At 65.6% G+C, this 23,398-nt stretch carries 24 protein-coding genes and 2 tRNA genes; 15 read left to right on the top strand and 11 right to left on the bottom strand.

Annotation, left to right across the window (positions count from 1 at the left end; genetic code table 11):
- Positions 1-124 precede the first annotated feature (124 nt).
- Positions 125-1,234: a zinc-binding dehydrogenase gene (locus NSO95_RS13520; protein ID WP_257596822.1), complete on the top strand. Its 1,110-nt coding sequence runs from the start codon at positions 125-127 to the stop codon at positions 1,232-1,234.
- A 205-nt stretch (positions 1,235-1,439) separates the two neighbouring features.
- Here NSO95_RS13520 and NSO95_RS13515 read toward each other — a convergent pair whose 3' ends face one another.
- A complete protein-coding gene (locus NSO95_RS13515; protein WP_257596819.1) occupies positions 1,440-2,426 on the bottom strand; it encodes an asparaginase in 987 nt (328 codons plus the stop codon).
- An 86-nt stretch (positions 2,427-2,512) separates the two neighbouring features.
- On the opposite strand from NSO95_RS13515, the gene NSO95_RS13510 reads away from it, so the two are divergent.
- A tRNA-Val gene (locus tag NSO95_RS13510) sits at positions 2,513-2,588 on the top strand.
- A 7-nt stretch (positions 2,589-2,595) separates the two neighbouring features.
- Here the strand turns inward: NSO95_RS13510 and NSO95_RS13505 are convergent.
- A complete protein-coding gene (locus NSO95_RS13505; RefSeq protein ID WP_366519013.1) occupies positions 2,596-3,165 on the bottom strand; it encodes a TlpA family protein disulfide reductase in 570 nt (189 codons plus the stop codon).
- 16 nt (positions 3,166-3,181) lie between these two features.
- On the opposite strand from NSO95_RS13505, the gene argH reads away from it, so the two are divergent.
- From argH to NSO95_RS13485, 4 genes are read left to right on the top strand one after another with little or no spacing between them, the layout of a single operon-like run.
- Positions 3,182-4,555: an argininosuccinate lyase gene (gene argH / locus NSO95_RS13500; RefSeq protein ID WP_257597051.1), complete on the top strand. Its 1,374-nt coding sequence runs from the start codon at positions 3,182-3,184 to the stop codon at positions 4,553-4,555.
- Positions 4,556-4,557: 2 nt separating this feature from the next.
- A complete protein-coding gene (locus NSO95_RS13495) occupies positions 4,558-4,797 on the top strand; it encodes a lipoprotein (RefSeq protein WP_257596818.1) in 240 nt (79 codons plus the stop codon).
- A gap of 11 nt (positions 4,798-4,808) precedes the next feature.
- On the top strand, positions 4,809-6,071 hold the full coding sequence (gene lysA / locus NSO95_RS13490) for a diaminopimelate decarboxylase (RefSeq protein ID WP_257596817.1): 1,263 nt from the start codon (positions 4,809-4,811) through the stop codon (positions 6,069-6,071).
- Between the two features lie 7 nt (positions 6,072-6,078).
- A complete protein-coding gene (locus tag NSO95_RS13485; RefSeq protein WP_257596816.1) occupies positions 6,079-6,861 on the top strand; it encodes a precorrin-2 dehydrogenase/sirohydrochlorin ferrochelatase family protein in 783 nt (260 codons plus the stop codon).
- Here the strand turns inward: NSO95_RS13485 and NSO95_RS13480 are convergent.
- The gene (locus NSO95_RS13480) at positions 6,858-7,847 is read right to left on the bottom strand and encodes a helix-turn-helix domain-containing protein (RefSeq protein ID WP_257596815.1); all 990 of its coding nucleotides are present in this window, start codon (positions 7,845-7,847) and stop codon (positions 6,858-6,860) included. The genes NSO95_RS13485 and NSO95_RS13480 overlap by 4 nt on opposite strands.
- Before the next feature lie 128 nt (positions 7,848-7,975).
- Between NSO95_RS13480 and NSO95_RS13475 the strand changes: the two genes are divergently transcribed.
- Both NSO95_RS13475 and NSO95_RS13470 read left to right on the top strand, forming a co-directional pair.
- A complete protein-coding gene (locus NSO95_RS13475; protein ID WP_257596814.1) occupies positions 7,976-8,548 on the top strand; it encodes an RNA polymerase sigma factor in 573 nt (190 codons plus the stop codon).
- Positions 8,545-8,940: a DUF6768 family protein gene (locus NSO95_RS13470; protein WP_257596813.1), complete on the top strand. Its 396-nt coding sequence runs from the start codon at positions 8,545-8,547 to the stop codon at positions 8,938-8,940. The genes NSO95_RS13475 and NSO95_RS13470 overlap by 4 nt, the downstream gene beginning before the upstream one ends.
- Positions 8,941-9,204: 264 nt before the next feature.
- On the opposite strand, the gene NSO95_RS13465 is transcribed toward NSO95_RS13470, so the two are convergent.
- Both NSO95_RS13465 and NSO95_RS13460 read right to left on the bottom strand, forming a co-directional pair.
- On the bottom strand, positions 9,205-9,741 hold the full coding sequence (locus NSO95_RS13465) for a L,D-transpeptidase family protein (protein WP_257596812.1): 537 nt from the start codon (positions 9,739-9,741) through the stop codon (positions 9,205-9,207).
- A gap of 46 nt (positions 9,742-9,787) precedes the next feature.
- A complete protein-coding gene (locus NSO95_RS13460; RefSeq protein ID WP_257596811.1) occupies positions 9,788-11,077 on the bottom strand; it encodes an adenylosuccinate synthase in 1,290 nt (429 codons plus the stop codon).
- 419 nt (positions 11,078-11,496) lie between these two features.
- On the opposite strand from NSO95_RS13460, the gene NSO95_RS13455 reads away from it, so the two are divergent.
- Positions 11,497-12,339, top strand: coding sequence for an alpha/beta hydrolase (locus tag NSO95_RS13455; RefSeq protein ID WP_436278044.1), 843 nt, complete (start codon positions 11,497-11,499; stop codon positions 12,337-12,339).
- On the opposite strand, the gene NSO95_RS13450 is transcribed toward NSO95_RS13455, so the two are convergent.
- The 3 genes from NSO95_RS13450 to NSO95_RS13440 form a co-directional block, all read right to left on the bottom strand.
- Positions 12,336-13,442, bottom strand: coding sequence for an ATP phosphoribosyltransferase regulatory subunit (locus NSO95_RS13450; protein WP_257596808.1), 1,107 nt, complete (start codon positions 13,440-13,442; stop codon positions 12,336-12,338). The genes NSO95_RS13455 and NSO95_RS13450 overlap by 4 nt on opposite strands.
- 121 nt (positions 13,443-13,563) lie before the next feature.
- On the bottom strand, positions 13,564-15,147 hold the full coding sequence (serA, locus tag NSO95_RS13445) for a phosphoglycerate dehydrogenase (protein ID WP_257596806.1): 1,584 nt from the start codon (positions 15,145-15,147) through the stop codon (positions 13,564-13,566).
- Positions 15,148-15,240: 93 nt separating this feature from the next.
- Positions 15,241-16,362, bottom strand: coding sequence for a phosphoserine transaminase (locus NSO95_RS13440; RefSeq protein WP_257596805.1), 1,122 nt, complete (start codon positions 16,360-16,362; stop codon positions 15,241-15,243).
- A 175-nt stretch (positions 16,363-16,537) separates the two neighbouring features.
- On the opposite strand from NSO95_RS13440, the gene NSO95_RS13435 reads away from it, so the two are divergent.
- Positions 16,538-17,686 (top strand): glycosyltransferase family 4 protein, encoded by a 1,149-nt coding sequence (locus NSO95_RS13435; protein ID WP_257596804.1) that lies wholly within the window; start codon positions 16,538-16,540, stop codon positions 17,684-17,686.
- On the opposite strand, the gene NSO95_RS13430 is transcribed toward NSO95_RS13435, so the two are convergent.
- Positions 17,683-18,108, bottom strand: coding sequence for a hypothetical protein (locus NSO95_RS13430; RefSeq protein WP_257596803.1), 426 nt, complete (start codon positions 18,106-18,108; stop codon positions 17,683-17,685). The genes NSO95_RS13435 and NSO95_RS13430 overlap by 4 nt on opposite strands.
- Before the next feature lie 99 nt (positions 18,109-18,207).
- Between NSO95_RS13430 and NSO95_RS13425 the strand changes: the two genes are divergently transcribed.
- The 4 genes from NSO95_RS13425 (at position 18,208) to NSO95_RS13410 (ending at position 21,200) form a co-directional block, all read left to right on the top strand.
- The gene (locus NSO95_RS13425) at positions 18,208-19,530 is read left to right on the top strand and encodes a replication-associated recombination protein A (RefSeq protein WP_257596802.1); all 1,323 of its coding nucleotides are present in this window, start codon (positions 18,208-18,210) and stop codon (positions 19,528-19,530) included.
- The gene (locus NSO95_RS13420; RefSeq protein ID WP_257596801.1) at positions 19,491-20,216 is read left to right on the top strand and encodes a hypothetical protein; all 726 of its coding nucleotides are present in this window, start codon (positions 19,491-19,493) and stop codon (positions 20,214-20,216) included. Before NSO95_RS13425 ends, NSO95_RS13420 begins: the two co-directional genes overlap by 40 nt.
- Positions 20,206-21,096, top strand: a complete 891-nt coding sequence (locus NSO95_RS13415) for a hypothetical protein (protein ID WP_257596800.1) — start codon at positions 20,206-20,208, stop codon at positions 21,094-21,096. Before NSO95_RS13420 ends, NSO95_RS13415 begins: the two co-directional genes overlap by 11 nt.
- 28 nt (positions 21,097-21,124) lie before the next feature.
- Positions 21,125-21,200, top strand: a tRNA-Thr gene (locus NSO95_RS13410).
- Positions 21,201-21,234: 34 nt separating this feature from the next.
- Here the strand turns inward: NSO95_RS13410 and NSO95_RS13405 are convergent.
- Complete coding sequence (locus tag NSO95_RS13405; protein ID WP_257596799.1) at positions 21,235-21,573, bottom strand: TM2 domain-containing protein; 339 nt, start codon at positions 21,571-21,573, stop codon at positions 21,235-21,237.
- Between the two features lie 78 nt (positions 21,574-21,651).
- Positions 21,652-22,110, bottom strand: coding sequence for a preQ(1) synthase (gene queF / locus NSO95_RS13400; protein WP_257596798.1), 459 nt, complete (start codon positions 22,108-22,110; stop codon positions 21,652-21,654).
- A 145-nt stretch (positions 22,111-22,255) separates the two neighbouring features.
- Between queF and NSO95_RS13395 the strand changes: the two genes are divergently transcribed.
- The gene (locus NSO95_RS13395; RefSeq protein WP_257596796.1) at positions 22,256-23,380 is read left to right on the top strand and encodes a hypothetical protein; all 1,125 of its coding nucleotides are present in this window, start codon (positions 22,256-22,258) and stop codon (positions 23,378-23,380) included.
- Positions 23,381-23,398 lie beyond the last annotated feature (18 nt).

The following is a 23,398-nucleotide window of genomic DNA, read 5'->3' as shown; positions in this document are numbered from 1 at the left end:
AGGTCACCCTAGCCAACCCGTCATTGCGAGCGTAGCGAAGCAATCCAGATCGGAATCGCTCGACGCCCTGGATTGCCGCGTCGCCTGCGGCTCCTCGCAAAGACGAAAATGAGAGGAATCGACCATGACCACCGGCAAGCAGCTCTTCACCACCCTCCAAGCGGACGGCACCCTCACCGTCGGAATCGAGGAAGTGACCTTCCCTGAGCCGACCGGCAACCAGGTGCTGGTCAAGATGGAAGCGGCGCCGATCAATCCGTCGGACCTCGCGATCCTGACCGGCGCGGCCGACCTCGAGAACGCGGCCTATTCGCCCGGCAAATATGTCGCCACCATGCCCGAACCGTTCAACAGCGGCTCCAAGGCGCGCCACGGGACGAAGCTCCCGGCAGGCAACGAGGGCGCAGGCACGGTTGTCGCCACGGGCGACAGCGACATGGCAAAAGCGCTCATGGGCCAGCGCGTCGCCTGCGTCCCGGGCAGCGCCTACAGTCAGTATTGCATCGCCGATGCGATGATGTGCCTTCCGCTGGGCGATGTCAGCTGCGAGGATGGCGCGAGCGCCTTCGTCAACCCGATGACCGCGCTGGGCTTTGTCGAGAACGCCAAGATGGACGGGCAAAAGGCGATCCTGCACACTGCCGCTGCCTCGAACCTCGGCCAGATGCTGGTCAAGATTTGTCAGGAAGACGGCATCGAACTGGTCAACATCGTCCGCAAGGCGGAGCATGTCGAGATGCTCAAGGGCCTCGGCGCGAAGTGGGTGGTCAACTCCTCCGACCCCGATTTCATGAAGCAGCTGCGCGAAGCGATCGACGCGACCGACGCTTTCTATGGCTTCGACCCGATCGGCGGCGGTCAGGCGACCGACACTGCCTTCAAGGCGATGGAACAGGTCGCGGTCGGCAAGATGACCGAATATTCGCGCTATGGCTCGAACCAGCCGAAGCGGATGTTCATCTATGGCCGGCTCGACAAGGGGCCGACCATCCTCACCCCCAGCTACGGTTTCGGCTGGACCCTGTCGGGCTGGCTGCTGACCCCGTTCCTGCAACAGGCGGGCATGGAAACGATGCTGCGGATGCGCCAGCGGGTGCTGAGCAACATCACCGGCACCTTCGCCAGCAGCTACAAGCGCAAGGTAAATCTCGAGGAAATGCTGACCAAGGATGCGGTAATGGATTACCGCGCGATGAAGACCGGCGAGAAGTATCTCGTTACGCCCTGGGGGTGAACGACAGCGCCGCGCCGCAGTGGTTCTTCGTCCTTCGAGACGCTCAGACTGCGCCTTCGCTCCTCAGGATGAGCGGGTTGGGGAAATGGCGGATAGGGGGTTGGTTTCGCGGAACAATGATCAGCGGTTTTTATCTCCCTCCCGCTCATCCTGAGGAGCGATCGAAGCCGAACGGCTGAGTTCGCGTCTCGAAGGACCCAGCGACCTACCGCCGGTCGAATTCGGCCTGCACCGCCGCAGGATCGGTAATCCCCTGCGCCACCAGCAGCGCGAGCAGGATCCGCGCCTTCGCCGGGCCGAGCGCTCGCGCCGCGACCAGCCCGCGCGCGTCGTCATCGACCTCGACATTGCGGTCGACCATGCCCTCGTCGACCCGGCTGGAGCGCACCACCGGCACGCCCGAGCGCACAGCGGCCCCCAGCGCATCGAGCACCACGCGCGGGGCATTGCCCTGCCCCATTCCGGCCAGCACGATCCCCTCGCAGCCGATCCCGAGCATCGCCTCCACGGGCTTGGCATCCATCCCCGCCCCAGCGGTGAGAATCGCCACCCGGGGCAAGCGCTGAGGCCAGGCGAAGCGCGCCTTCTCGCCAACGCGCGCCGCCGGACCGAACCAGTCGAGGCTGGTCGGCGTGACCCGCGCCAGCGGCCCGCGCGGGAAGCCCTTGAAGGCATCGATATTGCTGGTCGCGGCCTTGCGCACGTCGCGCGCGGCGAAAACCGTGTCGCCCATCACCACCAGCACGCCGCGGTCGGCAGAAGCCGGATCGCTCGCCACGCGTACGCCGTTGGCGAAGTTGCGCATCCCGTCGCTGCCGACCGCGTCGGCAGGTCGCATCGCCCCGACCAGCACCACCGGCTTGCCTGCGTCGAGCGTCAGGTCGAGCAGCAGCGCGGTTTCCTCCGCCGTGTCGGTGCCGTGGGTAATGATCACGCCGCAGATAGTCTCGTCCGCCTGCGCACGCAGCACCTCGGCATGCAGAAGCCCCCATTCCGCCCAGCCGATGTCCTGCGAGCCGATGCTGGCGATTTCTATCGGATCGAGTGAGGCATCGATCCCGAGCGCCCGTATTTCGGCGACCATCGCCTCGACCGAAATCTGCCCCGGCGAATAGCCGTTGCCAAACGCAGAGCCGCCGCTACCAGCGATCGTCCCTCCAGTGGCGAGGATGCGGATATGCGGCGCTTGCATTCCGAGCCCCTAGAGGAAGCGCGCCGACATTCGCAATTGATTCTCAAACTTTCGGCGCTATGTGCAGCGCACCGCAAGACTGGTGCGGGCGATTAGCTCAGTTGGTAGAGCATCTCGTTTACACCGAGAGGGTCGGCAGTTCGAGCCTGTCATCGCCCACCAGTCGCGGTCATTCGACGGCCTCGGACAGCGCCTCGCGCGCCGCAGCGCTCGACCAGTCGTATTCTCCGACCACCCGCCAGACCTCTTGCCCGCTCGCATCGTAGAGCACGGTTGCCGGGAGCACTCCGTCCGAAATTGCCGCATCGAGTGTATTCTCCGGATCGAGCCAGGGTTCGAGCATGTTGAAACTGCCGCGTTCGAAGAAAGCACGAACTTCGTCCTCCCTGCCGCGCTTGTCCTGGCTGACGGTGACCACGCGCAGCGCGCCGTCGTATTCGCCTGCCAGCTCGTCCAGCATCGGCATTTCCTTGATGCACGGCGCGCACCAGGTCGCCCACAGGTTGAGCAGTACCGGCTGGCCCTGTAATGCCCCGAGGTTGAGCTGCTTGCCATCGGGATCGGTAACGGTGAGCGCCGGCATGAGTTCGCCCGCACGGCTGCGGTCGATCTCCCCCGCCAAGCCTGCCTTGTCGCCGTCCAACGCGCCCTGTTGTTGCGCAGTGTCCGGCGCTTCCCTATCGCAGGCGGCCAAGGTCAGCGTCAGGATTGCGAGCGTGAGCAGGGAACGGGACAGCACGGGCGGCTCCAACCAGATGTGGGGCGGAAGGTTCGCCGACGGACCTAGCGCGATCATGCGCGAAATCAACGCCTCGATCCCGTTCGACAAGGCGCTGTGGCGGCAGGATATCGCCGGATCGAAGGCGCATGTGGCTATGCTGGCGCAGCAGGGGATTGTTACGGCGGAAGATGCGAGGGCGATTTCCGACGGACTCGATCGGGTGGCGGCAGAATACGAAGCCGACGGCGTGCCCGAGGACTGGGACCTCGAAGACATTCACATGACCACCGAAAGCCGGCTGGCCGAGCTGATCGGCCCGGTGGCAGGTCGCCTCCACACCGCGCGCAGTCGCAACGATCAGGTGGCGACCGATTTCCGCCTGTGGGTGCGCGATGCGATCGACCAGATGGATGCGGGGTTGCTCGGGCTCCAGCAGGCGCTGGTCACCCGCGCGGGTGAAAATGCCGCCAGCATCATGCCCGGCTTCACCCATCTGCAAACCGCACAGCCGGTCACGCTTGGCCACCACCTGATGGCCTATTACGAGATGGCCCGGCGCGACCGCAACCGCTTGGCCGATGCGCGGGCGCGGCTGAACCAGTGCCCACTCGGCTCGGCGGCGCTCGCGGGCACCGGTTTTCCCATCGACCGGCAGGCGACCAGCGACGCGCTCGGCTTCGACCGGCCGACTGCCAACAGTCTCGATGCCGTGTCCGACCGCGACTTCGCGCTCGATTTTCTGATGGCCGCGGCGCAATGCTCGCTCCATCTCTCGCGGCTAGCGGAAGAGATGATCATCTGGGTGAGCCAGCCCTATGGCTTCGTCCGCATGCCCGACGCGCTGAGCACCGGCAGCTCGATCATGCCGCAGAAGAAGAACCCTGACGCCGCCGAACTGGTGCGCGGCCATTCAGGCCGGATCGTCGGCTGCGCGACCGCTCTGATGGTGACCATGAAGGGCCTGCCGCTCGCCTATTCGAAAGACATGCAGGACGACAAGCCACCGGTGTTCGAGGCTGCCGGCCTGCTGGCCCTGAGCATCGCCGCGATGACCGGGATGGTCGCCGAGTGCACCTTCAACACCGATCGCATGCGGCAGGCAGCGGAACTGGGCTATGCCACCGCGACCGACCTTGCCGACTGGCTGGTGCGCGAAGCCGACATTCCGTTCCGCGAGGCGCACCATATCACCGGCGCTGCGGTGAAGCTGGCCGAGAGCAAGGGTGTGGCGCTCGATGCGCTGTCGCTTGAGGAACTCAAGGCGATTGATGCGCGGATCGACCAGCGGGTGTTCGCCGCGCTGTCGGTCGATGCCTCGGTCGCCTCGCGCGTCTCCTATGGCGGGACCGCGCCGGAGCAGGTAAAGGCACGGATAGCCGAAGCGCGGGCCGCGCTTGGAATGGAGTAACCATGCGCAAGTTCGTCCTCCTCGCCATCCTCGCTGCGCTGGCCGCCTGCGGTCAGCGAGCGCCGCTCGAAACCTATCCGGGCGAGTCGCTTCCGGTCGCCCCAACCGGGGCGGATGCGCCCGCCACGGCCGACGAACTGCTCGAACGCGAAGCGCAGGCCGCACCCGAACGCAGCGTCGAATTGCGCCGCCGCTCCGAAGAGCGCGAGGACGATCCGTTCGACCTTCCACCCCCCGAATAGCGCAAGAGCCCATGGATCATTTCGCACTCAAGGACGGCGTGCTCTATGCCGAGGATGTTCCGCTGCCGCGCATCGCAGAAGAGGTCGGCACCCCGGTCTATGTCTATTCACGCGCAACGCTGGAACGGCATGCGCGCGTGTTCAGCGAGGCGCTCGCTTCTTTGGGTGATCCCTTGATCGCTTTCGCGGTGAAGTCGAACCCCAACCTCGCCGTGCTCAACGTCCTGCAAAAGCAGGGCTTCGGCGCGGACGTCGTTTCGGGCGGCGAATTGCGCCGTGCGCTAGCCGCAGGCATCGCGCCGGACAAGATCGTGTTCTCGGGTGTGGGGAAGACCCGCGCGGAATTGCAACTCGGGCTCGACGAGCGGATCGGCCAGTTCAATATCGAATCGCGCGAGGAAGGCTACGAGCTGGCCGAAATCGCCGCATCGCGAGGCATCGAGGCACAGGCCTGCCTGCGGGTGAACCCCGACGTCGATGCCAAAACCCATGCCAAGATTTCGACCGGCAAGGCGGAGAACAAATTCGGCGTGCCGCTGATGCGCGCGCGCGAAACCTTTGCCGAGCTTGCCGCGCTGGAAGGCATGAACCTGCGCGGTGTGGCGATCCACATCGGCAGCCAGCTGGCCGACCTCGAACCGCTCGAAACCGCCTTTGCCAAGGTGGGCGCGCTGGTTGCGGACCTTCGCGCTGCGGGTCACCCGATCACGCACGTCGATCTCGGCGGCGGATTGGGCGTCCCCTATCGCAAGGGCGAGGTGCTTCCCTCGCCCGCAGAATACGGAGCAATGGTTGCCCGCGCGACGGCAGGCTGGGATGTGAAGCTGATCTTCGAGCCGGGCCGCGTCATCGCGGGCAATGCGGGCGTGCTGCTGACCCGCGTGGTCCGGATGAAGCGCGGCGGCAACGGCCCGCCTTTCGTGATCGTCGATGCCGCGATGAACGACCTGGCGCGACCGGCACTCTATGGCGCATGGCACGATTTCGAAGCGGTCGCGCCGAGCGGCGAGCGGATGACCGCGAACATCGTCGGCCCGATCTGCGAGACCGGCGACACCTTCGCCACCGACCGCGAATGCGACGCACTGGTGTCGGGCGATCTGGCGGTGTTCCGCACCGCCGGGGCCTATGGCGCGACCATGGCGAGCTCCTACAATTCTCGAGGTTTCGTTGCCGAGGTTCTGGTCGACGACGACAGATTTGCGGTGGTCGCCGACCGTATCGATGCCGGCGCGATCATGGATGCCGAGCGCGTGCCCGACTGGTTGCTGTGAGCCGCGCATGATCCGCTCGTTGCCGCTGTTCCACCGCATATCGGGCCGCAAGGTGGTGGTGGTGGGTGAGGGCGCGATGGGCGAAGCCAAGACCCGGCTGGTCGAGCGCGCAGGCGGCATACCCTGCGGCGAGCCCGAGGCGCATCACGCCTCGCTCGCCTTTATCGCGCTGGAAGACCCGAAGGAAGCGGAGGCGGCAGCGCGGCGGCTCAGGGCGAAGGGCTTGCTGGTCAATGTGGCCGACCGCCCCGAGTTGTGCGATTTCACCACCCCGAGCATCCTCGACCGCGATCCGGTGCTCGTCGCGATCGGCACATCGGGTGCGTCGGCGGGGCTGGCGAAGCAACTGCGGCTGCGGCTTGAGGAACTGCTGCCGCAATCGCTCGGGAGGCTCGCGGCGGGCCTCGAAGCGGCGCGCGAGCAGCTTCGCACCCGCTTTCCCGATGCGAGCGCGCGGCGGCAAGCGCTCGATATCGCGCTCGGCCGGGGCGGAGAACTGGATCCGTTGTGCGCGGAATCCGCCGACCGGATCGGCGACTGGCTTGAGGAGGCAGGGGATGGATCGGCGGGCGAAACCGTCGAAATCCGGCTAACCAGCGAAGACCCCGAAGACCTCACCCTACGGCACGCGCGGCTGCTGGGAATGGCCGATACGCTGCTTTACGATCCGGAAGTGCCGCCAGCGATCCTTAACCGCGCCCGGGCCGATGCCGTGCGGCGCGCCCTGCCCTGCGATGCCATGCCGGACAGCGGCCTCACGATTGTCCTGCGCCGGGCGAACCGCAGCTAGGCCGCCGCCCGCTTTTCTTCCAGCGCTGCGAAATAGGCAGCCATGGCGTTGGCCGCATGATCGCTCAGCCCGATGAACACGCGGCGCCGGTCGGTATCGTCCTCAACCCGCTCGAACAGCCCCGCTTCGACCATCTGGTTGATCCAGCGCAGCGCGGTGGTCGGCGGCACGGCGGCCGCAATGCACAGCGAGCTGACCGAGACACGGACATGCTCGACCCGTGCCGCCGTGAGGTCGAGCAGCATGTCCCATGCCGGATCGGCGAACAGCTCGGCATCGAAGAAAATGTCGCGCATCCGGCGCTGGCGGATGATCTGGCGGACCAGTCGGGGATCGGGCAGCGGCGGCTTCTTGCTCCGCACCAGCCCGGCGGTCCCGTCGCCTTCGGCGCGGTAGTCGGTGCCGGGCGATTCGAAGCGGAACGCCCCGCCGCTGGCCGACAATCCGCGCTGGTCGAGCTGTTCGAGGCGCTCCGCAATCTGCCCGACCTGCTCGGTCAGGCGCAGCAGCATCAGCCGGTCCTCTTCCGCCAGTTCGCGCACGCGCTTACCTGGCAGACCGGCCAGCAGGGAGCCGAGGGCGATCACACGCTCGCCGCGTCGCGGGTCGACCAGGAGGTGTGCCTTCGACTGGTCGAGACAGCCGAACACTGCGTCGAGCGATGCGAGCGACGTCGACACGACCAGCCGCGCACCAGACTTCGCGACGCGCATGTCGAGCCGCGTCAGCGCCGCCAGCGTCGCGCCCTTGGCATCCGGGCAATCGAGCAGCACCACATCGCCGAGCGCGCAGGCATCGCCCGCGAGCAAATCGGCTACGGAACCGCTCTGACCAATCCGCAACCCGACCGAAGCCGCGTCCTCGGCAATCAGGTCGCGCAATTGCACACGGTCGGCAAAAATCGAAACGACGAGCGGCAAACCGGCCGGATCGTTCGCCGCTTCGGCAACTGCTCCACCAGGCGCGTAACTGAAATCCTGCTGCATGTTCGATTCCCTATTCAGCCTGAACAGACGTAGAACAAAAAGGGTCTTTGTCAAGAATTCGGTTGAAATTCGTCTCGGCGGCACAGCGCAATTGAACCAATCGTGCCATCCGGACGACTGACCCGGTGATGGCAGCGAAACCACCCTATCCCACCCTCTCGACCGAGGCAGCGTTCGACGAACTGCTCGTTACGCTCGTGCTCGGCGGAGACCGGGCGGCGGGCGATCGGCTGGCCGCTCGCTGGCATCCGCGTCTGCTGCGCACCGCGCGGCGGCTCACGGGAGACGGGGATGCGGCACGGCAAGCGGCGCAGGAAAGCTGGTTGGCGATCTGGCGCGGCTTGCCGACGTTGCGGGAACCTGCGCGCTTCGCACCGTGGGCGTTCGGCATAGTGCGGCGCAAATGCGTCGATGACCTGCGCCAGACGGCGGCTGCGCGAAGCCGGTCGAGCGAGGTCGAGGTAGACACTATCGAAGCGGCATCCACCCCGGTCGACGCACTGGCGATCCGCCAGGCGTTCGCTTCGCTCTCGCCCGATCACCGGCTCGCTGCCCATCTCCACTTCGTCGAGGGGCTGACCCTTGCCGAAATCGCCGAGGTGCAGGCCGTACCCTTGGGCACCGCCAAATCGCGCCTTTTCCACGCCCGCCGCCAGCTCAAGCAAGCGCTCGGCGACGACACCACAGGAGACACCCAATGACCGATATCGACGACCGCATCCGCGGCGCACTGGACGAGGACGACAAGGCGTTCCTCGCCAGCCTGGAAGAAGACCGCGGCCTGTTCCGCCAGATCGGCGACAGCTGGCAAGGCCCGATGGGCGGTTGGGCGAAGTTCGCCTTCGCCATCGCCGTCGCCTTCGGCATCATCATGCTCGCCGTGGGGTGGCAGGTGATCCAGACCATGCACGGCGGCAACGCCGAAGAGCATACAATCTGGGCAATCGTGCTGCTGATGGTGCTGACCATGCTCGGTTTCATCAAGCAGTGGATGTTCGAACGGATGAACATGCTCACCATCCTGCGCGAGGTGAAGCGGCTGCAGGTGCAGGTCGCGATGCTCCAGCAGCAGGGTGACGGTGAGAAGGGCTAGGGTCAGGACCTATTAGTCGCGCAGAGCGTGGTTTGAAGCAATTGGCCCTGTAGCGAGGAGCGGGAGCGCAGGAAATGCGGCGCATTTTCAAGCTTCTGCGACGCTGCAACGGGGCCAATTGGTCAAGTCCCTTCGGGACGTCAAAATGACTTCGATCTCGATCACAACTGCCCTTGGAAAGGCAACCAGCCTTCCCGGCGGGCAGTTCCGCCCGATATCATCGTCATTTTGACGCCACGCCTGTGCGACTAATAGGTCCTGACCCTAGGGCACAATCTCGATTGGGGTGCCGTCGGCGATGGCACCCCAAAGTTCGTCCATTTCGGCGTCGGACACTGCGATGCAGCCATCTGTCCAGTCGCCCGGCAATCGCTCGATCGGCGAAGCGTTGGGTTGGCCATGGATGAAGATGTCGCCGCCGGGCGAACGGCCTTGTGTCTCGGCGAAAGCGCGGTCGGTGTCGTTCGGATAGGAGACGCGCAGGCTCAGATGGTAGGCACTCGCCGGGTTGCGCGTGTCGATGGTGTAGCGCCCCTCCGGCGTGCGCTCGTCACCCTCGAATTGCTTGTGCCCTTCCGGCGCGTCGCCCAGCGCGAACCCGGTGTATTCGCGAAGCACGCGACCATCGCGAAAGAGCGTAAGCGTCCGGTCGGACTTGTCGACCCGCACGAAATCGGCCTGACCGGTCAGCGGCGCGCGTTCGACCGGGGCGCAGGCGGCCAGCAAGACGATAGTTCCAAGCATGGCCTTCGACAGGCTCAGGCCGATCGGGGTTCTCGCGGTGTTAGCCACATCCTTCATCCGTTCGTGCTGAGCCTGTCGAAGCACGGGCGCAAGTGGATTGCCATCAATCCACGAAGGGATCGCGCACCAGGATCGTGTCCTCGCGCTCGGGGCTGGTGCTGACCAGCGCGACGGGCGTCTCGATCAGTTCCTGTACCCGCTGGATGTACTTGATTGCATTGGCCGGCAGGTCCGCCCAGCTGCGCGCACCGGCGGTGCTCTCGCTCCAGCCGTCCATTTCCTCGTAAATCGGCTCGACCTCCGCCTGGTCTGCGGCGTGGCTGGGGAAATAGTCCATGATCTTGCCGCGCAGGCGATAGCCGGTGCAGATCTTCACCTTGTCCAGCCCGTCGAGCACGTCGACCTTAGTCAGCGCGATGCCGGTCACGCCGCTGATCGCGCAGCTCTGGCGCACCAGAACCGCGTCGAACCAGCCGCAGCGCCGCTGGCGGCCGGTGACAGTGCCGAACTCATGCCCGCGCTCACCCAGCCGCTGGCCGACTTCGTCCGACAGTTCGGTCGGGAACGGCCCGCTGCCGACGCGGGTGGTGTAGGCCTTGACGATGCCGAGCACGAAGCCGGTGCTGTTGGGGCCGAGGCCCGATCCGCTCGCCGCGGTGCCGCTGACGGTGTTCGAACTGGTGACGAAGGGATAGGTCCCGTGGTCGATATCGAGCAGCACGCCCTGCGCCCCTTCGAACAGAATGCGGGCACCTGCCTTGCGAACTTTCTTGAGCCGCTTCCACACCGGTTGCGCGAATTGCAGCACGAACGGCGCGATCTCGCGCAACTCGGCGAGCAGCGCTTCGCGATCGACCGGTGGCTGGTCGAAACCGGCACGCAGGGCATCGTGATGCGCGCACAGTCGGTCGAGCTGCGGCTCGAGACTGTCGAGATGCGCCAGGTCGCACACGCGGATCGCGCGGCGGCCGACCTTGTCTTCGTAGGCCGGGCCGATCCCGCGCCCAGTGGTGCCGATCTTGCCGCTGCCGGCCGCCGTTTCGCGCAGGCCATCGAGATCGCGGTGGATAGGCAGGATCAGCGGGCAATTGTCGGCGATGGCGAAATTGTCGTCGGTAATCGAAACGCCCTGCCCCTCGAGCTTCTCGATCTCGCTCTTCAGGTGCCACGGGTCGAGCACCACGCCATTGCCGATGATCGACAGCGTGCCGGTGACGATGCCCGAAGGGAGCAGGCTGAGCTTGTAGACATTGCCATCCACCACCAGCGTGTGCCCGGCATTGTGCCCGCCCTGGAAGCGGACGACGGCATCGGCGCGGCTGGCGAGCCAGTCGACGATCTTGCCCTTGCCCTCGTCGCCCCACTGTGCGCCGATCACGGTTACGTTAGCCATGGATACACCTTTTCCCCTGCCGGGATGATCCGCAAGGCCCTTCGACAGGACTCGACCTCGGGACGGAACGGGCGGAGCGGCACGGCTCCGGATGCGCGGCGCGGGTTAGAGGGTGCGGCGGGGCCGAGTCAAGCGGGCCAGCTGCGACATTTCGCGACTGGACCTTGGCCTCTCGTCCGGGAAATACGGGGCACAGACAATCGGGGAAGCCGGATATGCGCAAGCTTGCTTTGGTCATGGGAGCCGGGGCCATAGCCCTGATCGGAGTTTCGGTCGCCAGTGCACAGGACCGCCTGCCGCGCGAATGCCGGCAGGAAATTCGCCAGCTGTGCGGCGGCAACCGCGCACAACTGCGCGACTGCCTGCGCGAGAATGCCAGCGAGTTGAGCGAGAAGTGTCGCGGCGAGCTGCGCGAAAGGATGCAGCAGCGGCAGGTCGGCGATCGTATCGGGAATCGCGCAAGCGCGCAGGATCGCGATGTGTCAGGCGCGCAAGAAGTCGCTTACGGCTCCGCAGCCCTGCAGAAGACGGACTTCTGGCGCGGCAGCGGCGACAAGGCACCGCTGGTGTTGTTCGTCCATGGCGGCGGGTGGAAGCGCGGCGACAAGCAGATGATGGCGACATCCGCCATGCTTCCTCACTGGCAGGCGGCGGGATATGCGGTGGCCTCTGCCAACTACCGTCTGGTGCCCGATGCCACGGTCGAACAACAAGCCGCCGATGTCGCTGCAGCATTTGCCCACTTTCGCACCAATGCGAAAGCGCTCGGCATCGATCCGGAACGAATCGTTCTCGTCGGGCACAGCGCGGGCGCACATCTCGTCGCGCTGGTGGGCACCGATCCGCAGTATCTTGCGGTGCATGATCTCAAGCTGTCTCACATCGCCGGTGTGCTGCCCAACGATGGCGCGGCCTATGATGTGCCGTCACAAATGGGCGAGAACGCGATGCTGCTTGGTGACACCTACCAACAGGCCTTCGGCACCGATCCCGAACGGCAGAAGGCATTGTCCCCCACCCGCCACGCCGCTGCTCCGAACGCGCCCAATTTCCTGCTGATCCATGTCCAGCGGCAGGACGGTGTGCGGCAGGCGAAAGGACTGGAGGCTGCGCTGCAGGCGGCGGGTACCAATGTCGAGCGGCGCGAGTTCGAGGGCGAAGGGCTGCGCGGCCATATGGAGATCAACCGCAAGCTCGGCGATCCCGACTATCCGGCGACAGCGGTGGTCGATTCGTGGCTGAAGCGGGTGTTTGCCCGCTAGAGCGTGACCGGCTTTCCCTGATCGAGCCGGTGGGTGCAGCCCAGCGCAGCGGCATCCTCCTCACCCGTCAACGCCGCGACGGTGCGCCATCCTTCGGCGCGCAGCCGGGCGGCAACTGCGTAGTCGTGGCCGAGCGGAAGGTAGACTGTGCGCGCGCGTTCGTCCGCTCCCACCGCATCGACCAGCCGGTCGCAATAGAGGGTGAAGCCGGTAGCGACTTCGCCGCTGCCCGAGATCGTGTAAGTGCCGCCCCGCCCCAGCGCGCCGCGAATGCCTTCGGCGTAGAGGGTGAAGCCGAACCAGCTCTGGTATTCGAAGCCGTGGCGTTCCGACGGGTCGAGCGTGATCCGCGCCCGATTGCCGATGCGCGCAGCGATGGCGCGCAACCCTTCGATCCGGCTGGCAAGCGCTCCGCCTGCATCGATCGCCGCGAGCTTCTCGATCGCCTCGCCAAACGGCCCGGCGGCATAGAGCAGCGGCAGGTAAGCTTCGCCGCCCACCGCCTTGAGCCCGCCCGCATCCTTGGTGTCGAGTTCGCGGCGGACCGCGTCGATCTGGTCAGGTGCAAGCGGGAGAGCCTTGGCCGCCAGCGTGTCCACCAGGTCAGGCAGGGTCAGGTCGATCAGAATGTTGTTCGCGCCCGCCGCTTCAAGCGCTTCGATCGCCACCAGCGCGATCTCGCCCGCCGCCGCCGCGCCGTCGCTGCCGATCAGTTCGCCGCCCAGTTGCAGGCGCTGGCGCGAAGGGTCGAGCTGGTCGGAGCGGATCACCGCCGTGTCGCCCGCATAGGCCAGCCGCAACGGGCGCGGCGCGGCGGCCATGCTGGTCGCGGCGATGCGGCCGATCTGCGGGGTGATGTCGCTGCGCAGCGCGAGGGTGCGCAGGCTGTGCGGGTCGACGAAGCGGAACATGCGCTGTGCGCGCACACCTTCCATCCGCCCCGCGAGGCTCCTCTCGAATTCAACCAGCGGCGGGCGCACCCGGTCGTAACCGTGACTGTCGAGCACGCGCAGCGCCTCGCGCATCGCACGGGTGAGCACCGCCGCTTCGCGCGGCAGCCGGTCTTCGAGGCCTTCGGGCAGGAGATCGTCGGGTTCAGTCATTTTGCAATCGATCCGTTCGCCCTGAGCCTGTCGAAGGGCCGTAGTGCTTTTCAAGCGCAGTTCCAGAGGAAATCCGGTCCTTCGACAGGCTCAGGACGAACGGGGTGGGTGGGGCGCTAGCTCAAAACGCCAGCGCCTTGACCAGCTTGACCCCCTGCAGCGCACAGGCAGCCTTGATCACCGTATCGGGGATCGGCTGGTCGACGCTGAGCAGCAGGATCGCTTCCCCACCCGCGTCGCGGCGGCCCAGGTTGAAGGTGCCGATGTTGATGCCGTGCTCGCCGAGCAAGGTTCCGATCCGGCCGATGAAGCCCGGCGCGTCTTCATTGACGATGTAGAGCATGTGCCCGGCCAGTTCGGCCTCGATCCCGATGCCGAATATCTCGACCAGCCGCGGGTTCTCGTTGCCGAACAGCGTGCCGGCCACCGAGCGGTCGCCCGCATCGGTCGCCACGGTCACGCGGACCAGCGTGTTGTAGGCGCCTTCCTTCTCGTGGCGGACCGAACGGATGTCGAGCCCGCGTTCCTTGGCAAGATAGGGCGCGTTGACCATGTTCACCGTGTCCGAATACTGCTTCATAAGCCCGGCGAGCACCGCGCCTTCGATCGGCTTGCCCGAAAGTTCAGCCGCCGCGCCTTCGCGCTCGATGCTGATCTTGGTCAGATTGCCGTGCGCCAGTTGCCCGACCAGCGAGCCGAGCTTCTCGGCGAGCCCCATATACGGCTTGAGCTTGGGCGCTTCCTCGGCGCTGAGGCTCGGCATATTGAGCGCGTTGGTGACGCCGCCGTTGACGAGATAATCCGCCATCTGCTCGGCCACCTGCAAGGCGACGTTGACCTGCGCTTCGGTGGTGCTAGCGCCGAGATGCGGGGTCGAGACGAAGCCCGGCGTGCCGAACAGCGGGCTGTCCTTCGCCGGTTCGGTCTCGAACACGTCGAGCGCCGCGCCCGCGACATGGCCGCTGTCGAGCGCGTCCTTCAATGCCGCCTCGTCGATCAGGCCGCCGCGGGCGCAATTGACTATCCGCACGCCCTTCCTGGTCTTGGCAAGATTTTCACGGCTGAGGATATTGCGCGTCTGATCGGTCAGCGGGGTGTGCAGCGTGATGAAATCCGCCTTGGCGAGTAGCGTGTCGAGATCGGCCTTCTCGACCCCCATTTCGACCGCGCGTTCCTCGGTCAGGAAGGGATCGTAGGCGACGACCTTCATCTTGAGGCCCAGCGCGCGGCTGGCGACGATCGATCCGATATTGCCCGCGCCGATCAGGCCCAGCGTCTTGCCGGTCAGCTCGACCCCCATGAAGTCGTTCTTCGGCCACTCGCCCGCCTGCGTGCGGCGGTCGGCCTCCGGGATCTGGCGCGCGACGGCGAAGATCAGCGCGATGGCGTGTTCGGCAGTGGTGATCGAGTTGCCGAACGGCGTGTTCATCACCACCACGCCCTTGCCGCTGGCGTAGGGGATGTCGACATTGTCCACCCCGATGCCCGCACGGCCGACGACCTTGAGCCTGGTTGCCGCATCCAGGATCGCAGGGGTAACCTTGGTTGCGCTGCGAATTGCGAGACCGTCGTATTCGCCGATCACCGCCGCGAGTTCCTCGGGCGTCATGCCCGGCTTCACGTCGACCTCGCAGCCGCGCTCTTCGAATATCTTCGCGGCATTGGGGTCCATCTTGTCGCTGATAAGGACTTTGGGTCTGGTCATTTGAATTCTCCGTCATCCCAGCGAAAGCTGGGATCGCTGTCGGGTAGGTCGCGCCTTGTGGCACGCGGTCCCAGCTTTCGCTGGGACAACGATCTAGGATTTGAGGGTCGCGTAAGCCCAGTCGAGCCACGGACCCAGCGCTTCGATATCGGCGGTGTCGACTGTCGCGCCGCACCAGATGCGCAGGCCCGCCGGGGCATCGCGATAGCCCGCGATGTCGTAGGCCGCGTCCTCGGCTTCGAGCAGGCCGGCGAACTTCTTGATGAAGTCCGTATCGGCACCCTCGACCGTGAGGCACACGCTGGTGTTGGAACGGATCGCCGGGTCAGCAGCGAGGTGGCCCAGCCAGTCGCGCGCCTGCACGATGGCATCGAGCGCCGCCGCATTGGCATCGGCCCGCGCCTTCATCGCGGCCAGACCGCCGAGCGACTTGCCCCATTCGAGCGCGAAGATCGCATCCTCCACCGCGAGCATCGAGGGGGTGTTGATCGTCTCGCCGGTGAAAATGCCTTCGATCAGCTTGCCGCCTTTGGTCATGCGGAAGATCTTGGGCAGCGGCCATGCGGGGGTGTAGCTTTCCAGCCGCTCGACCGCGCGCGGCCCGAGGATCAGCACGCCGTGCGCGCCCTCCCCGCCGAGCACTTTCTGCCAGCTAAAGGTCAGCACATCGACCTTCGCCCAGTCGATATCCTGCGCGAACACCGCGCTCGTCGCATCGGCGATGCACAGGCCTTCGCGGTCGGCCGCGATCCAGTCGGCATCGGGCACGCGCACGCCCGAGGTCGTGCCGTTCCAGGTGAAGATCACATCGTTAGACCAGTCGACTTGGCCCAGATCGGGTAACTGGCCGTAATCGGCGCGCAGCACGGTCGGGTCGATCTTGAGCTGCTTGACCGCATCGGTCACCCAGCCCTCGCCGAAGCTTTCCCACGCCAGCGTGGTGACCGGCCTCGCGCCAAGCATCGACCACATCGCCATCTCGACCGCGCCGGTATCCGATGCCGGGACGATGCCGATGCGGTGCGTCTCCGGCACCTCGAGCACGTCACGGATCAGGTCGATGCAGTATTGCAGCCGCGCCTTGCCCAGCTTCGAGCGGTGCGAGCGCCCGAGCACTTCGGTGGCCAGTTTGTCGGCAGACCAGCCCGGCGGTTTCGCGCAGGGACCGGACGAAAAGAAGGGGCGCTCTGGCTTGAGCGCCGGCATATCAGTCATGTATTCTCTCCTTGCAGAGAGCACGCGCGGCGTTGGGACCGCGTGGCCCGCTGGCGGCAATAATGTTGCAATGCAGCGAGTCAAGCGCGCAATCGTTCCCGTAGGTGAAAAGCCCGTGCCGCAAGATCAATGCCGCACTCGCCAAGCCCGGATTCGCGCACTATGGGCGCAGGCGATGGAGATTTCCGACCTTCGCATTGCGCTGAACAGCGGCAACTACAACTATGTCCGCGACGGGGCCAACCAGGCGCTCAACCGACTGGTGGGTTACCTGTTGCGCAAGGGCGCGGCGGTGCGGGTCTATGCGCCGACGACCAACACCCCCGCCTTCGAACCGACCGGCGATCTGGTTAAGGTGCCCAGCATGCCGATCCCGGGGCGTAGCGAATACCAGTTCCCGCTCGGCCTCTCCAAAACCAACCGCGAGGATCTGGCGCAATTCGCGCCCAACATGATCCACACCTCCTCGCCCGACATGACCGGCCATGCCCTCGTCACCTGGGGGCGGGAGCGGCATATGCCTATCCTCGCCTCGGTGCACACGCGGTTCGAGACCTATCCGCGCTACTACGGGCTCGGCTTTACCGAACCACTGCTCGAATCGATCATGCGGCGCTATTACCGCCGCTGCGATGCGCTGGTCGCCCCGTCGCAGAGCATGATTGACACGTTGCGCGAGCAGGAGATGCACCACGATATCTCGATCTGGTCGCGCGGGGTTGACCGCAGCGTCTTCGCCGCGGACAAGCGCGATCTCGCATGGCGGCGGGCGAACGGGCTGGCGGATGACGATGTCGCAATCGTGTTCCTCGGCCGGCTCGTCATGGAAAAGGGGCTCGACGTCTTCGCCGATACGATCATCGAGCTGCGCAAGATGCAGGTGCCGCACAAGGTGCTGGTGATCGGCGAGGGCCCGGCGCGCGGTTGGTTCGAAAAGGCGCTGCCCGGCGGGACCTTCGTCGGCTTCCAGACCGGCGCCGACCTCGGCCGTGCGCTGGCAAGCGGGGACATTTTCTTTAATCCTTCGATCACCGAGACTTTCGGCAATGTCACGCTCGAGGCGATGGCCTGCGGCCTGCCGGTGGTTGCCGCCGGGGCGACCGGCGCATCGAGCCTGGTGCAGGACGGGGTGACCGGCCGGCTCGTACCGCCCGGCTCGGCATCTGCCTTCGCCGAGGCGATTGCGCCCTATTGCACCGATCACGCCTTGCGCCACGCACATGGCGCGGCGGGCGAAGCAAGGAGCAAGGACTACGACTGGGACGCAATCAACCAGGCGGTGGCGGATACCTACCTCCGCCTGGTGGATGCGCGAAAAGCCTAGCGGAGCACGCCGTCGCGGCGCATCTTTAGCGCATACCACAGGCTGAACAGCGTGGTGATCCAGATCACCGCATCGAGGGCCGGATTGGCCATACCTTCCGGCAGTTCGGTCGCGAAATTTTGGAAATAGGTCGTGCCGATCAATCCCACGACCGATACGGCGAAGGAGACCACCGCGAGGCGCGAGCGGAACAGCAGCAGCAGCGAGCCGAAGAACGCGCCCCACACGCCCAGCGCCCAGACCGCCGTCGCCCAGGCGGGAAACGTCTCGAAATACGCTATCTGGCTGTCGGTCATTCCGAGCGACTTCAGCTGACCGAGCTCGGTCATCATATAGCTCATGATCCCGACCGAGTTCCACAGCAGCGTCACGATACCGACCGCCCAAAGGTGCCACGGCGTCTTTCCGGCTGAAGCGTTCATATTCCCCTCCCACGTTTCAGGTGCGACCCTTGGAGCCGCCGATTCTGCGCTTGCGGATGCAAATTGGCAATCCCGGCGCGCGCCGACTAGATAGGGTCCATGGCCGACCTCTTCGCCCAGACCACGCCGCAAGGCGAACCTCGCGACGATCCGCGCACCGATGCGCCGCTCGCCGACCGGTTGCGACCGCGCGCACTCGCCGAGGTTATCGGGCAGGACCACCTGACCGGCCCCGAGGGCGCGATCGGGCGGATGGTCGCGGCGGGCCGGCTTTCCAGCATGATCCTGTGGGGGCCGCCAGGTACCGGCAAGACCAGCATCGCGCGCCTGCTGGCCGATGCGGTGGGGATGCGGTTCGAGAGCGTCAGCGCGGTGTTCAGCGGCGTGGCCGACCTCAAGAAAGCCTTCGCCGCCGCCGATGTGGCGGCGCAGGCCGGGCGCAAGACGCTTCTGTTCGTGGACGAAATCCACCGTTTCAACCGCGCGCAGCAGGACGGCTTCCTGCCTTTTGTCGAACGCGGCACAGTGACGCTGGTCGGCGCAACGACCGAGAACCCCAGCTTCGAACTAAACGCCGCTTTGCTCAGCCGCGCGCAGGTGCTGATCCTGCACCGGCTCGACGCCGAGGCGCTGGGCAAGCTGCTGGACCGGGCGGAGGAATTGGAAGGCCCGCTGCCACTCACGCCAGAAGCGCGCGCGGCGCTGGTCGCCAGTGCTGACGGCGACGGGCGATTCCTGCTCAATCAGGCCGAAACGCTGTACAACGCGAAGATTGCGGAGCCGCTCGACTCCGCAGCCCTCGGCCAGTTCCTCCAGCGCCGCGTGGCGGTCTACGACAAGGACCGCGAGGGACATTACAATCTGATCAGCGCGCTGCACAAATCCCTGCGCGGGAGCGATCCGCAAGCCGCGCTATATTATCTCGCGCGCATGCTGACCGCAGGCGAGGAGCCGCTCTACGTCCTTCGCCGCCTTGTCCGCTTCGCGAGCGAAGACATCGGCCTGGCCGATCCGCAGGCGCTGGTCCAGTGCCTTGCCGCGAAGGACGCTTACGAATTCCTCGGCAGCCCGGAAGGCGAACTCGCCATAGTGCAGGCCTGCCTCTATTGCGCGACCGCACCCAAGTCGAATGCCGCTTACAAGGCGCAAAAGACGGCGTGGAAAAGCGCCAAGGAAACCGGCAGCCTGATGCCGCCGCAGAACATCCTCAACGCGCCGACCAAGCTGATGAAGGACATCGGCTACGGCAAGGGCTATGCCTACGATCACGACGCGGACGGCGGTTTCTCGGGCGCGAACTTTTGGCCCGAAGGGATGACGCCGCAGAGCTACTATGAACCGGTCGAGCGGGGGTTTGAACGCCAGGTGAAGGAGCGAATGGAATGGTGGGAGCGAAAACGCGCCGAATTGCTGGCGGACTGACAATTGCGATCGCCGGTGCAGCGGCAATACCTGCGAGTGCGCACCCGGACAATGCACCTTCGATCGCCTATTGCGATGCGCTTCTGAACGAACCTGATGTCGAGGTTCAGCGCGCCGAAGCTTTTGCCATTCCTCCGGATTGGGCCGACAAGGCGGCAAACTCGCAAAACTGGCTCGCCATCGCCACGCAATCGGGTACGACCCTCTGCGTCGATCTTGGCTGGTATTACAGTGGCGAGAATTTCGAGCGGATCAGTGACCGGTTTTTTGGCTTCGACTGGTCGGGATACGAAGCTTGGGGCTATGTCCTGATCGACCCTGCAGGTACCGGGACCGAGATCGACACCGGCGCGAGACCAGTCTTCTCACCTGGCGGTCGGCGTTTTTCCACGATCCAATGGTCAGAGGCCGGATGGGGCGGGTTCGAGGGATTCGCGGTCTATGACATTTACCCGCACAGCGTTGCGCCGGTTCATATCGACACGGCCCTGCCTTCCCTGGCCGATTGGCGGATTGATCGGTGGGATGACGAGGACTGCCTGCATCTCTCTGCAGTTCCCTTCGAAAGAATTGGATACGACTACGAACAATTGAAGGGCGCGCGACGGGACCACTATGTCGCCAGTGGCATCGATGGCTGGAAGATCACGCGCGGAGATACTTGCCCGGCACTCGATGCGCCCTAACCACTTCCGGCATTTCCTCGCCATCGACTGGTCGGGTGCGAAGGGCGAGCGACACAAGGGCATTGCAATAGCGCTAGCCGACGCCCGGGGCGGTCCACCGGTCCTGGTCGAACCGCCCGCGCACGGATGGTCGCGTGAAGACGTGCTGGTGTTGCTGCGCGAAGACCTGCCGGACGACACGCTGGTCGGGATGGACTTGGGGATCGCGCTCCCCTTCGCCGACGCGGGAGCCTACTTTCCCTCATGGTCCGACAGCCCGGCAAGCGCGAGAGAGCTTTGGGCGCTGGTCGACGATATCTGCGCGCCTGATCCGCATCTCGAAGCCAACCGCTTCGTGACCCACCCCGAAGCGTCGCGCTATTTCCGCCATTCGCGCGATCATGTCGGGGACCGGTTCCTCCTGCCCGGCGAGCCTACCCGCGAAGGCCGTTTCCGCATCGCCGAACTCGCACAGCGCAGTCAGGGCGTGCGCCCGGTTTCCAATTTCAACCTCGTCGGCGCGGCGCAGGTCGGCAAGTCGAGCCTTACCGGTATGCGGATGCTCCACCGGCTCGACGGGCGCATCCCCGTATGGCCGATCGACCCGCTGCCCGATGCCGGCTCCGTCATAGTCGAAATCTACACGACCTTCGCCGCGCAGTATGCCGGGTTGCGCAAGGGATTGAGCAAGATAAGGTCGCGGGAAGGCCTCGACGCTGCCTTGGGCGAATTGGGTTCGCTGCCGTGCGGCGGCGCAGGCCCGATCGATGACCATTCGTCCGATGCCCTGCTTGCAGCGGCCTGGCTGCGCAAGGTCGCGCACCGGGAGGACCTCTGGACACCCGCAGGCTTGACGAGTGAAATCGCTCGCACCGAGGGCTGGACTTTCGGCGCGCTTTGAACGAAAGGGCCGCGTCCCAGCATGGGAAGCCGGCTTAGCTCAGTTGGTAGAGCAGTTGATTTGTAATCATCAGGTCGCGGGTTCGACTCCTGCAGCCGGCACCATTCTCGACCACGGGAGGGCAGCCGACCATCCCGATCAGTATCGCGGCCGTTCGTAGGGCTGCGCAGGGGCCAGTGGGCGATGGCCCATCGGGTTTCCGCCCAGCCGCTGAATCGTCGCCATATCCTCGCGCTGGATGATGCCGGGAATCAGAAAGGCGTCGACCAGCCACCAGACCGACAGCACCAGCCAGCCTAGGAACAGCGGGATCCAGCCGAGCAGCAGTAGCAGCAACTGCGCAATCCCAGTTCCGGTCTGGCCGAGATAGAACCGGTGGGCGCCGAAACCGCCGAGGAAGAACCACAGCAGATACGCCGCTCCCGTGGACTTCTTCTGCGCCTGGAACATCATCGGCATGCGTGTATTTTCGTCCATCCTTACCCCCCGTGCTAAGGCTCAGTGGAGCAGCGATGCGATATCCCGGGCCGCCCGTCAATCTGACCGATCGTCGCGTCACCCGCGTCCGCGATAGGGCGCTACGCCCTGTTCCGGCACCCACAAGCCTTCAGGCGGCGCTCCGGTTTGCCAGAACACGTCGATCGGAATGCCGCCGCGTGGGTACCAGTAACCGCCGATGCGCAGCCAGCGCGGCTGCATTTCCTGCGCCAGGCGCTGGCCGATGCCGACCGTCACGTCCTCGTGGAAACCGGCATGATTGCGGAAGCTGCCGAGGAACAGCTTGAGGCTCTTGGATTCGACGATCGTTTCGCCGGGCGCATAGTCGATCACGAGGTGTGCGAAATCGGGCTGACCGGTCACCGGGCACAGCGAAGTAAACTCGGGCGCGGCGAAGCGGACCAGATAGAGTGTGCCTTCCCGCGGATTGGGGACATAGTCGAGTACCGCCTCGTTGGGCGATGCGGGCAGCGGGGTCTGCTGGCCAAGGAATTGCGGTTGGGGTGTGTCGCTCATGCCGCGCATCTGCCCCGATCGCGCGCGCAGCACAAGTCGGCTCTGGCGGCGGGCGAATTCAGTGCCTATTCAGCGCGCCCGCCTGCAATGAATGACAGATGTAGTCAGACGAAAACGAATGCACCGATTTGCTACCTTGCCCCTGTTGGCCCTGTTTGCCGCTGCCAGCGCCGCCAACGCGCAATCGGTGCAGGATTTCCGCTTGCCGCCCGAGCCGACACCGACGCCGAGCGCGCAGGTTGAGGGGCCGGTCGACCGGGAGGGTCCGGTGGTAATCGCCCCGCGCGTCATCCCTACTGCGACACCGACACCTTCGGCACGCCCCGCCACCGTGCCTACCCCTTCAACGACCGCGGCACGCCCGGCGCCGGCACAGCCGCAATCGACTGTGCCCCGTCCTGCCGGACAACAGCAGCCGTCGATCCAGCAGCCAAGGCAGGCCGCGCCTCAGCCTTTTCCGAACGGTACTCTGCCAGACGGTTCCGCTACGCCAACCATAGAAAGCACGTCTGCGCCGCTTTCGTTTCCGACGTCGGTCGCTCCAGCGGCAAACGGCACGGCAGATGTCGAGGGCCGCGAATCAGCCACGGGTTGGCTTGGAGCAGGATGGCTCGGCTTAGACTGGCTCTGGTGGTTTGTAGGCGCACTGGGTGCCATTGCACTTGGACTGATCGGCTGGTCGCTCAGGCAGCGCAAGGTCGCCGCCGCGCCTGCACCGGTCATCGAAAAGCCGCGCGTCCCCGCTGCGGCGGCTCCGGTGGTCACTCCCCCCGCAAGCGCCGCTCCCGACCTGCGGGTCGAGGCCGAGGCGATCTCGCTCGGGCGCAGCTTTGCCAACGCCACGCTCAGCTATGCGATCACGGTCAGCAACCTCGGTGGCAAGCCGTTGCAGAACCTGCGGATCGAGGCCGACATGACCACCGCCCACAGCAGCCTGCCGGTCGACCAGCAACTTGCCAGCGCTTCGACCGAACTGCCCGACCTCGCCCAGATCGACCAGCTTTCCGCCGGCTCGGCCAAACAGGCGCGCGGGGAATTCCGCCTGCCGGTCGGGCAGATCCGCCTGATCCGGCAGGGCAAGGCGGCGCTCTATGTTCCACTGCTGCGGCTGCGCATCCATGCCGACGGGATCGAGCCCGTGGTCAAGACTTTCGTCGTCGGGCAAAAGCAGGGCGCGCGCAGCGGCAGGCTGACACCGTTCCGGCTGGACGAAATGGCGCAAGTCTATCGCGAGATCGCGCTGCAGCCATTGTCTCCTTCGCTCGGCTAGCCGCTCGACGGCCCGTCC

Source organism: Parerythrobacter lacustris (assembly GCF_024626475.1).
Taxonomy (GTDB): domain Bacteria; phylum Pseudomonadota; class Alphaproteobacteria; order Sphingomonadales; family Sphingomonadaceae; genus Parerythrobacter_A; species Parerythrobacter_A lacustris.
Note: the sequence above shows the minus strand (reverse complement) of the source record. Positions and strands in the feature narration are given on the sequence as shown.

Coding starts and splice junctions, on each gene's coding strand:
- NSO95_RS13415 (WP_257596800.1), top strand. CDS start 20,206: ATGCGCCCTAACCACTTCCGGCATTTCCTCGCCATCGACTGGTCGGGT.
- NSO95_RS13430 (WP_257596803.1), bottom strand. CDS start 18,108: ATGAACGCTTCAGCCGGAAAGACGCCGTGGCACCTTTGGGCGGTCGGT.
- NSO95_RS13425 (WP_257596802.1), top strand. CDS start 18,208: ATGGCCGACCTCTTCGCCCAGACCACGCCGCAAGGCGAACCTCGCGAC.
- NSO95_RS13440 (WP_257596805.1), bottom strand. CDS start 16,362: ATGACTGATATGCCGGCGCTCAAGCCAGAGCGCCCCTTCTTTTCGTCC.
- NSO95_RS13475 (WP_257596814.1), top strand. CDS start 7,976: ATGGCAGCGAAACCACCCTATCCCACCCTCTCGACCGAGGCAGCGTTC.
- NSO95_RS13405 (WP_257596799.1), bottom strand. CDS start 21,573: ATGGACGAAAATACACGCATGCCGATGATGTTCCAGGCGCAGAAGAAG.
- NSO95_RS13420 (WP_257596801.1), top strand. CDS start 19,491: ATGGTGGGAGCGAAAACGCGCCGAATTGCTGGCGGACTGACAATTGCG.
- NSO95_RS13435 (WP_257596804.1), top strand. CDS start 16,538: ATGGAGATTTCCGACCTTCGCATTGCGCTGAACAGCGGCAACTACAAC.
- lysA (WP_257596817.1), top strand. CDS start 4,809: ATGGATCATTTCGCACTCAAGGACGGCGTGCTCTATGCCGAGGATGTT.
- NSO95_RS13520 (WP_257596822.1), top strand. CDS start 125: ATGACCACCGGCAAGCAGCTCTTCACCACCCTCCAAGCGGACGGCACC.
- queF (WP_257596798.1), bottom strand. CDS start 22,110: ATGAGCGACACACCCCAACCGCAATTCCTTGGCCAGCAGACCCCGCTG.
- NSO95_RS13480 (WP_257596815.1), bottom strand. CDS start 7,847: ATGCAGCAGGATTTCAGTTACGCGCCTGGTGGAGCAGTTGCCGAAGCG.
- serA (WP_257596806.1), bottom strand. CDS start 15,147: ATGACCAGACCCAAAGTCCTTATCAGCGACAAGATGGACCCCAATGCC.
- NSO95_RS13465 (WP_257596812.1), bottom strand. CDS start 9,741: ATGAAGGATGTGGCTAACACCGCGAGAACCCCGATCGGCCTGAGCCTG.
- NSO95_RS13485 (WP_257596816.1), top strand. CDS start 6,079: ATGATCCGCTCGTTGCCGCTGTTCCACCGCATATCGGGCCGCAAGGTG.
- NSO95_RS13470 (WP_257596813.1), top strand. CDS start 8,545: ATGACCGATATCGACGACCGCATCCGCGGCGCACTGGACGAGGACGAC.
- NSO95_RS13455 (WP_436278044.1), top strand. CDS start 11,497: ATGCAGCAGCGGCAGGTCGGCGATCGTATCGGGAATCGCGCAAGCGCG.
- NSO95_RS13515 (WP_257596819.1), bottom strand. CDS start 2,426: ATGCAAGCGCCGCATATCCGCATCCTCGCCACTGGAGGGACGATCGCT.
- NSO95_RS13495 (WP_257596818.1), top strand. CDS start 4,558: ATGCGCAAGTTCGTCCTCCTCGCCATCCTCGCTGCGCTGGCCGCCTGC.
- NSO95_RS13450 (WP_257596808.1), bottom strand. CDS start 13,442: ATGACTGAACCCGACGATCTCCTGCCCGAAGGCCTCGAAGACCGGCTG.
- NSO95_RS13460 (WP_257596811.1), bottom strand. CDS start 11,077: ATGGCTAACGTAACCGTGATCGGCGCACAGTGGGGCGACGAGGGCAAG.
- argH (WP_257597051.1), top strand. CDS start 3,182: ATGTGGGGCGGAAGGTTCGCCGACGGACCTAGCGCGATCATGCGCGAA.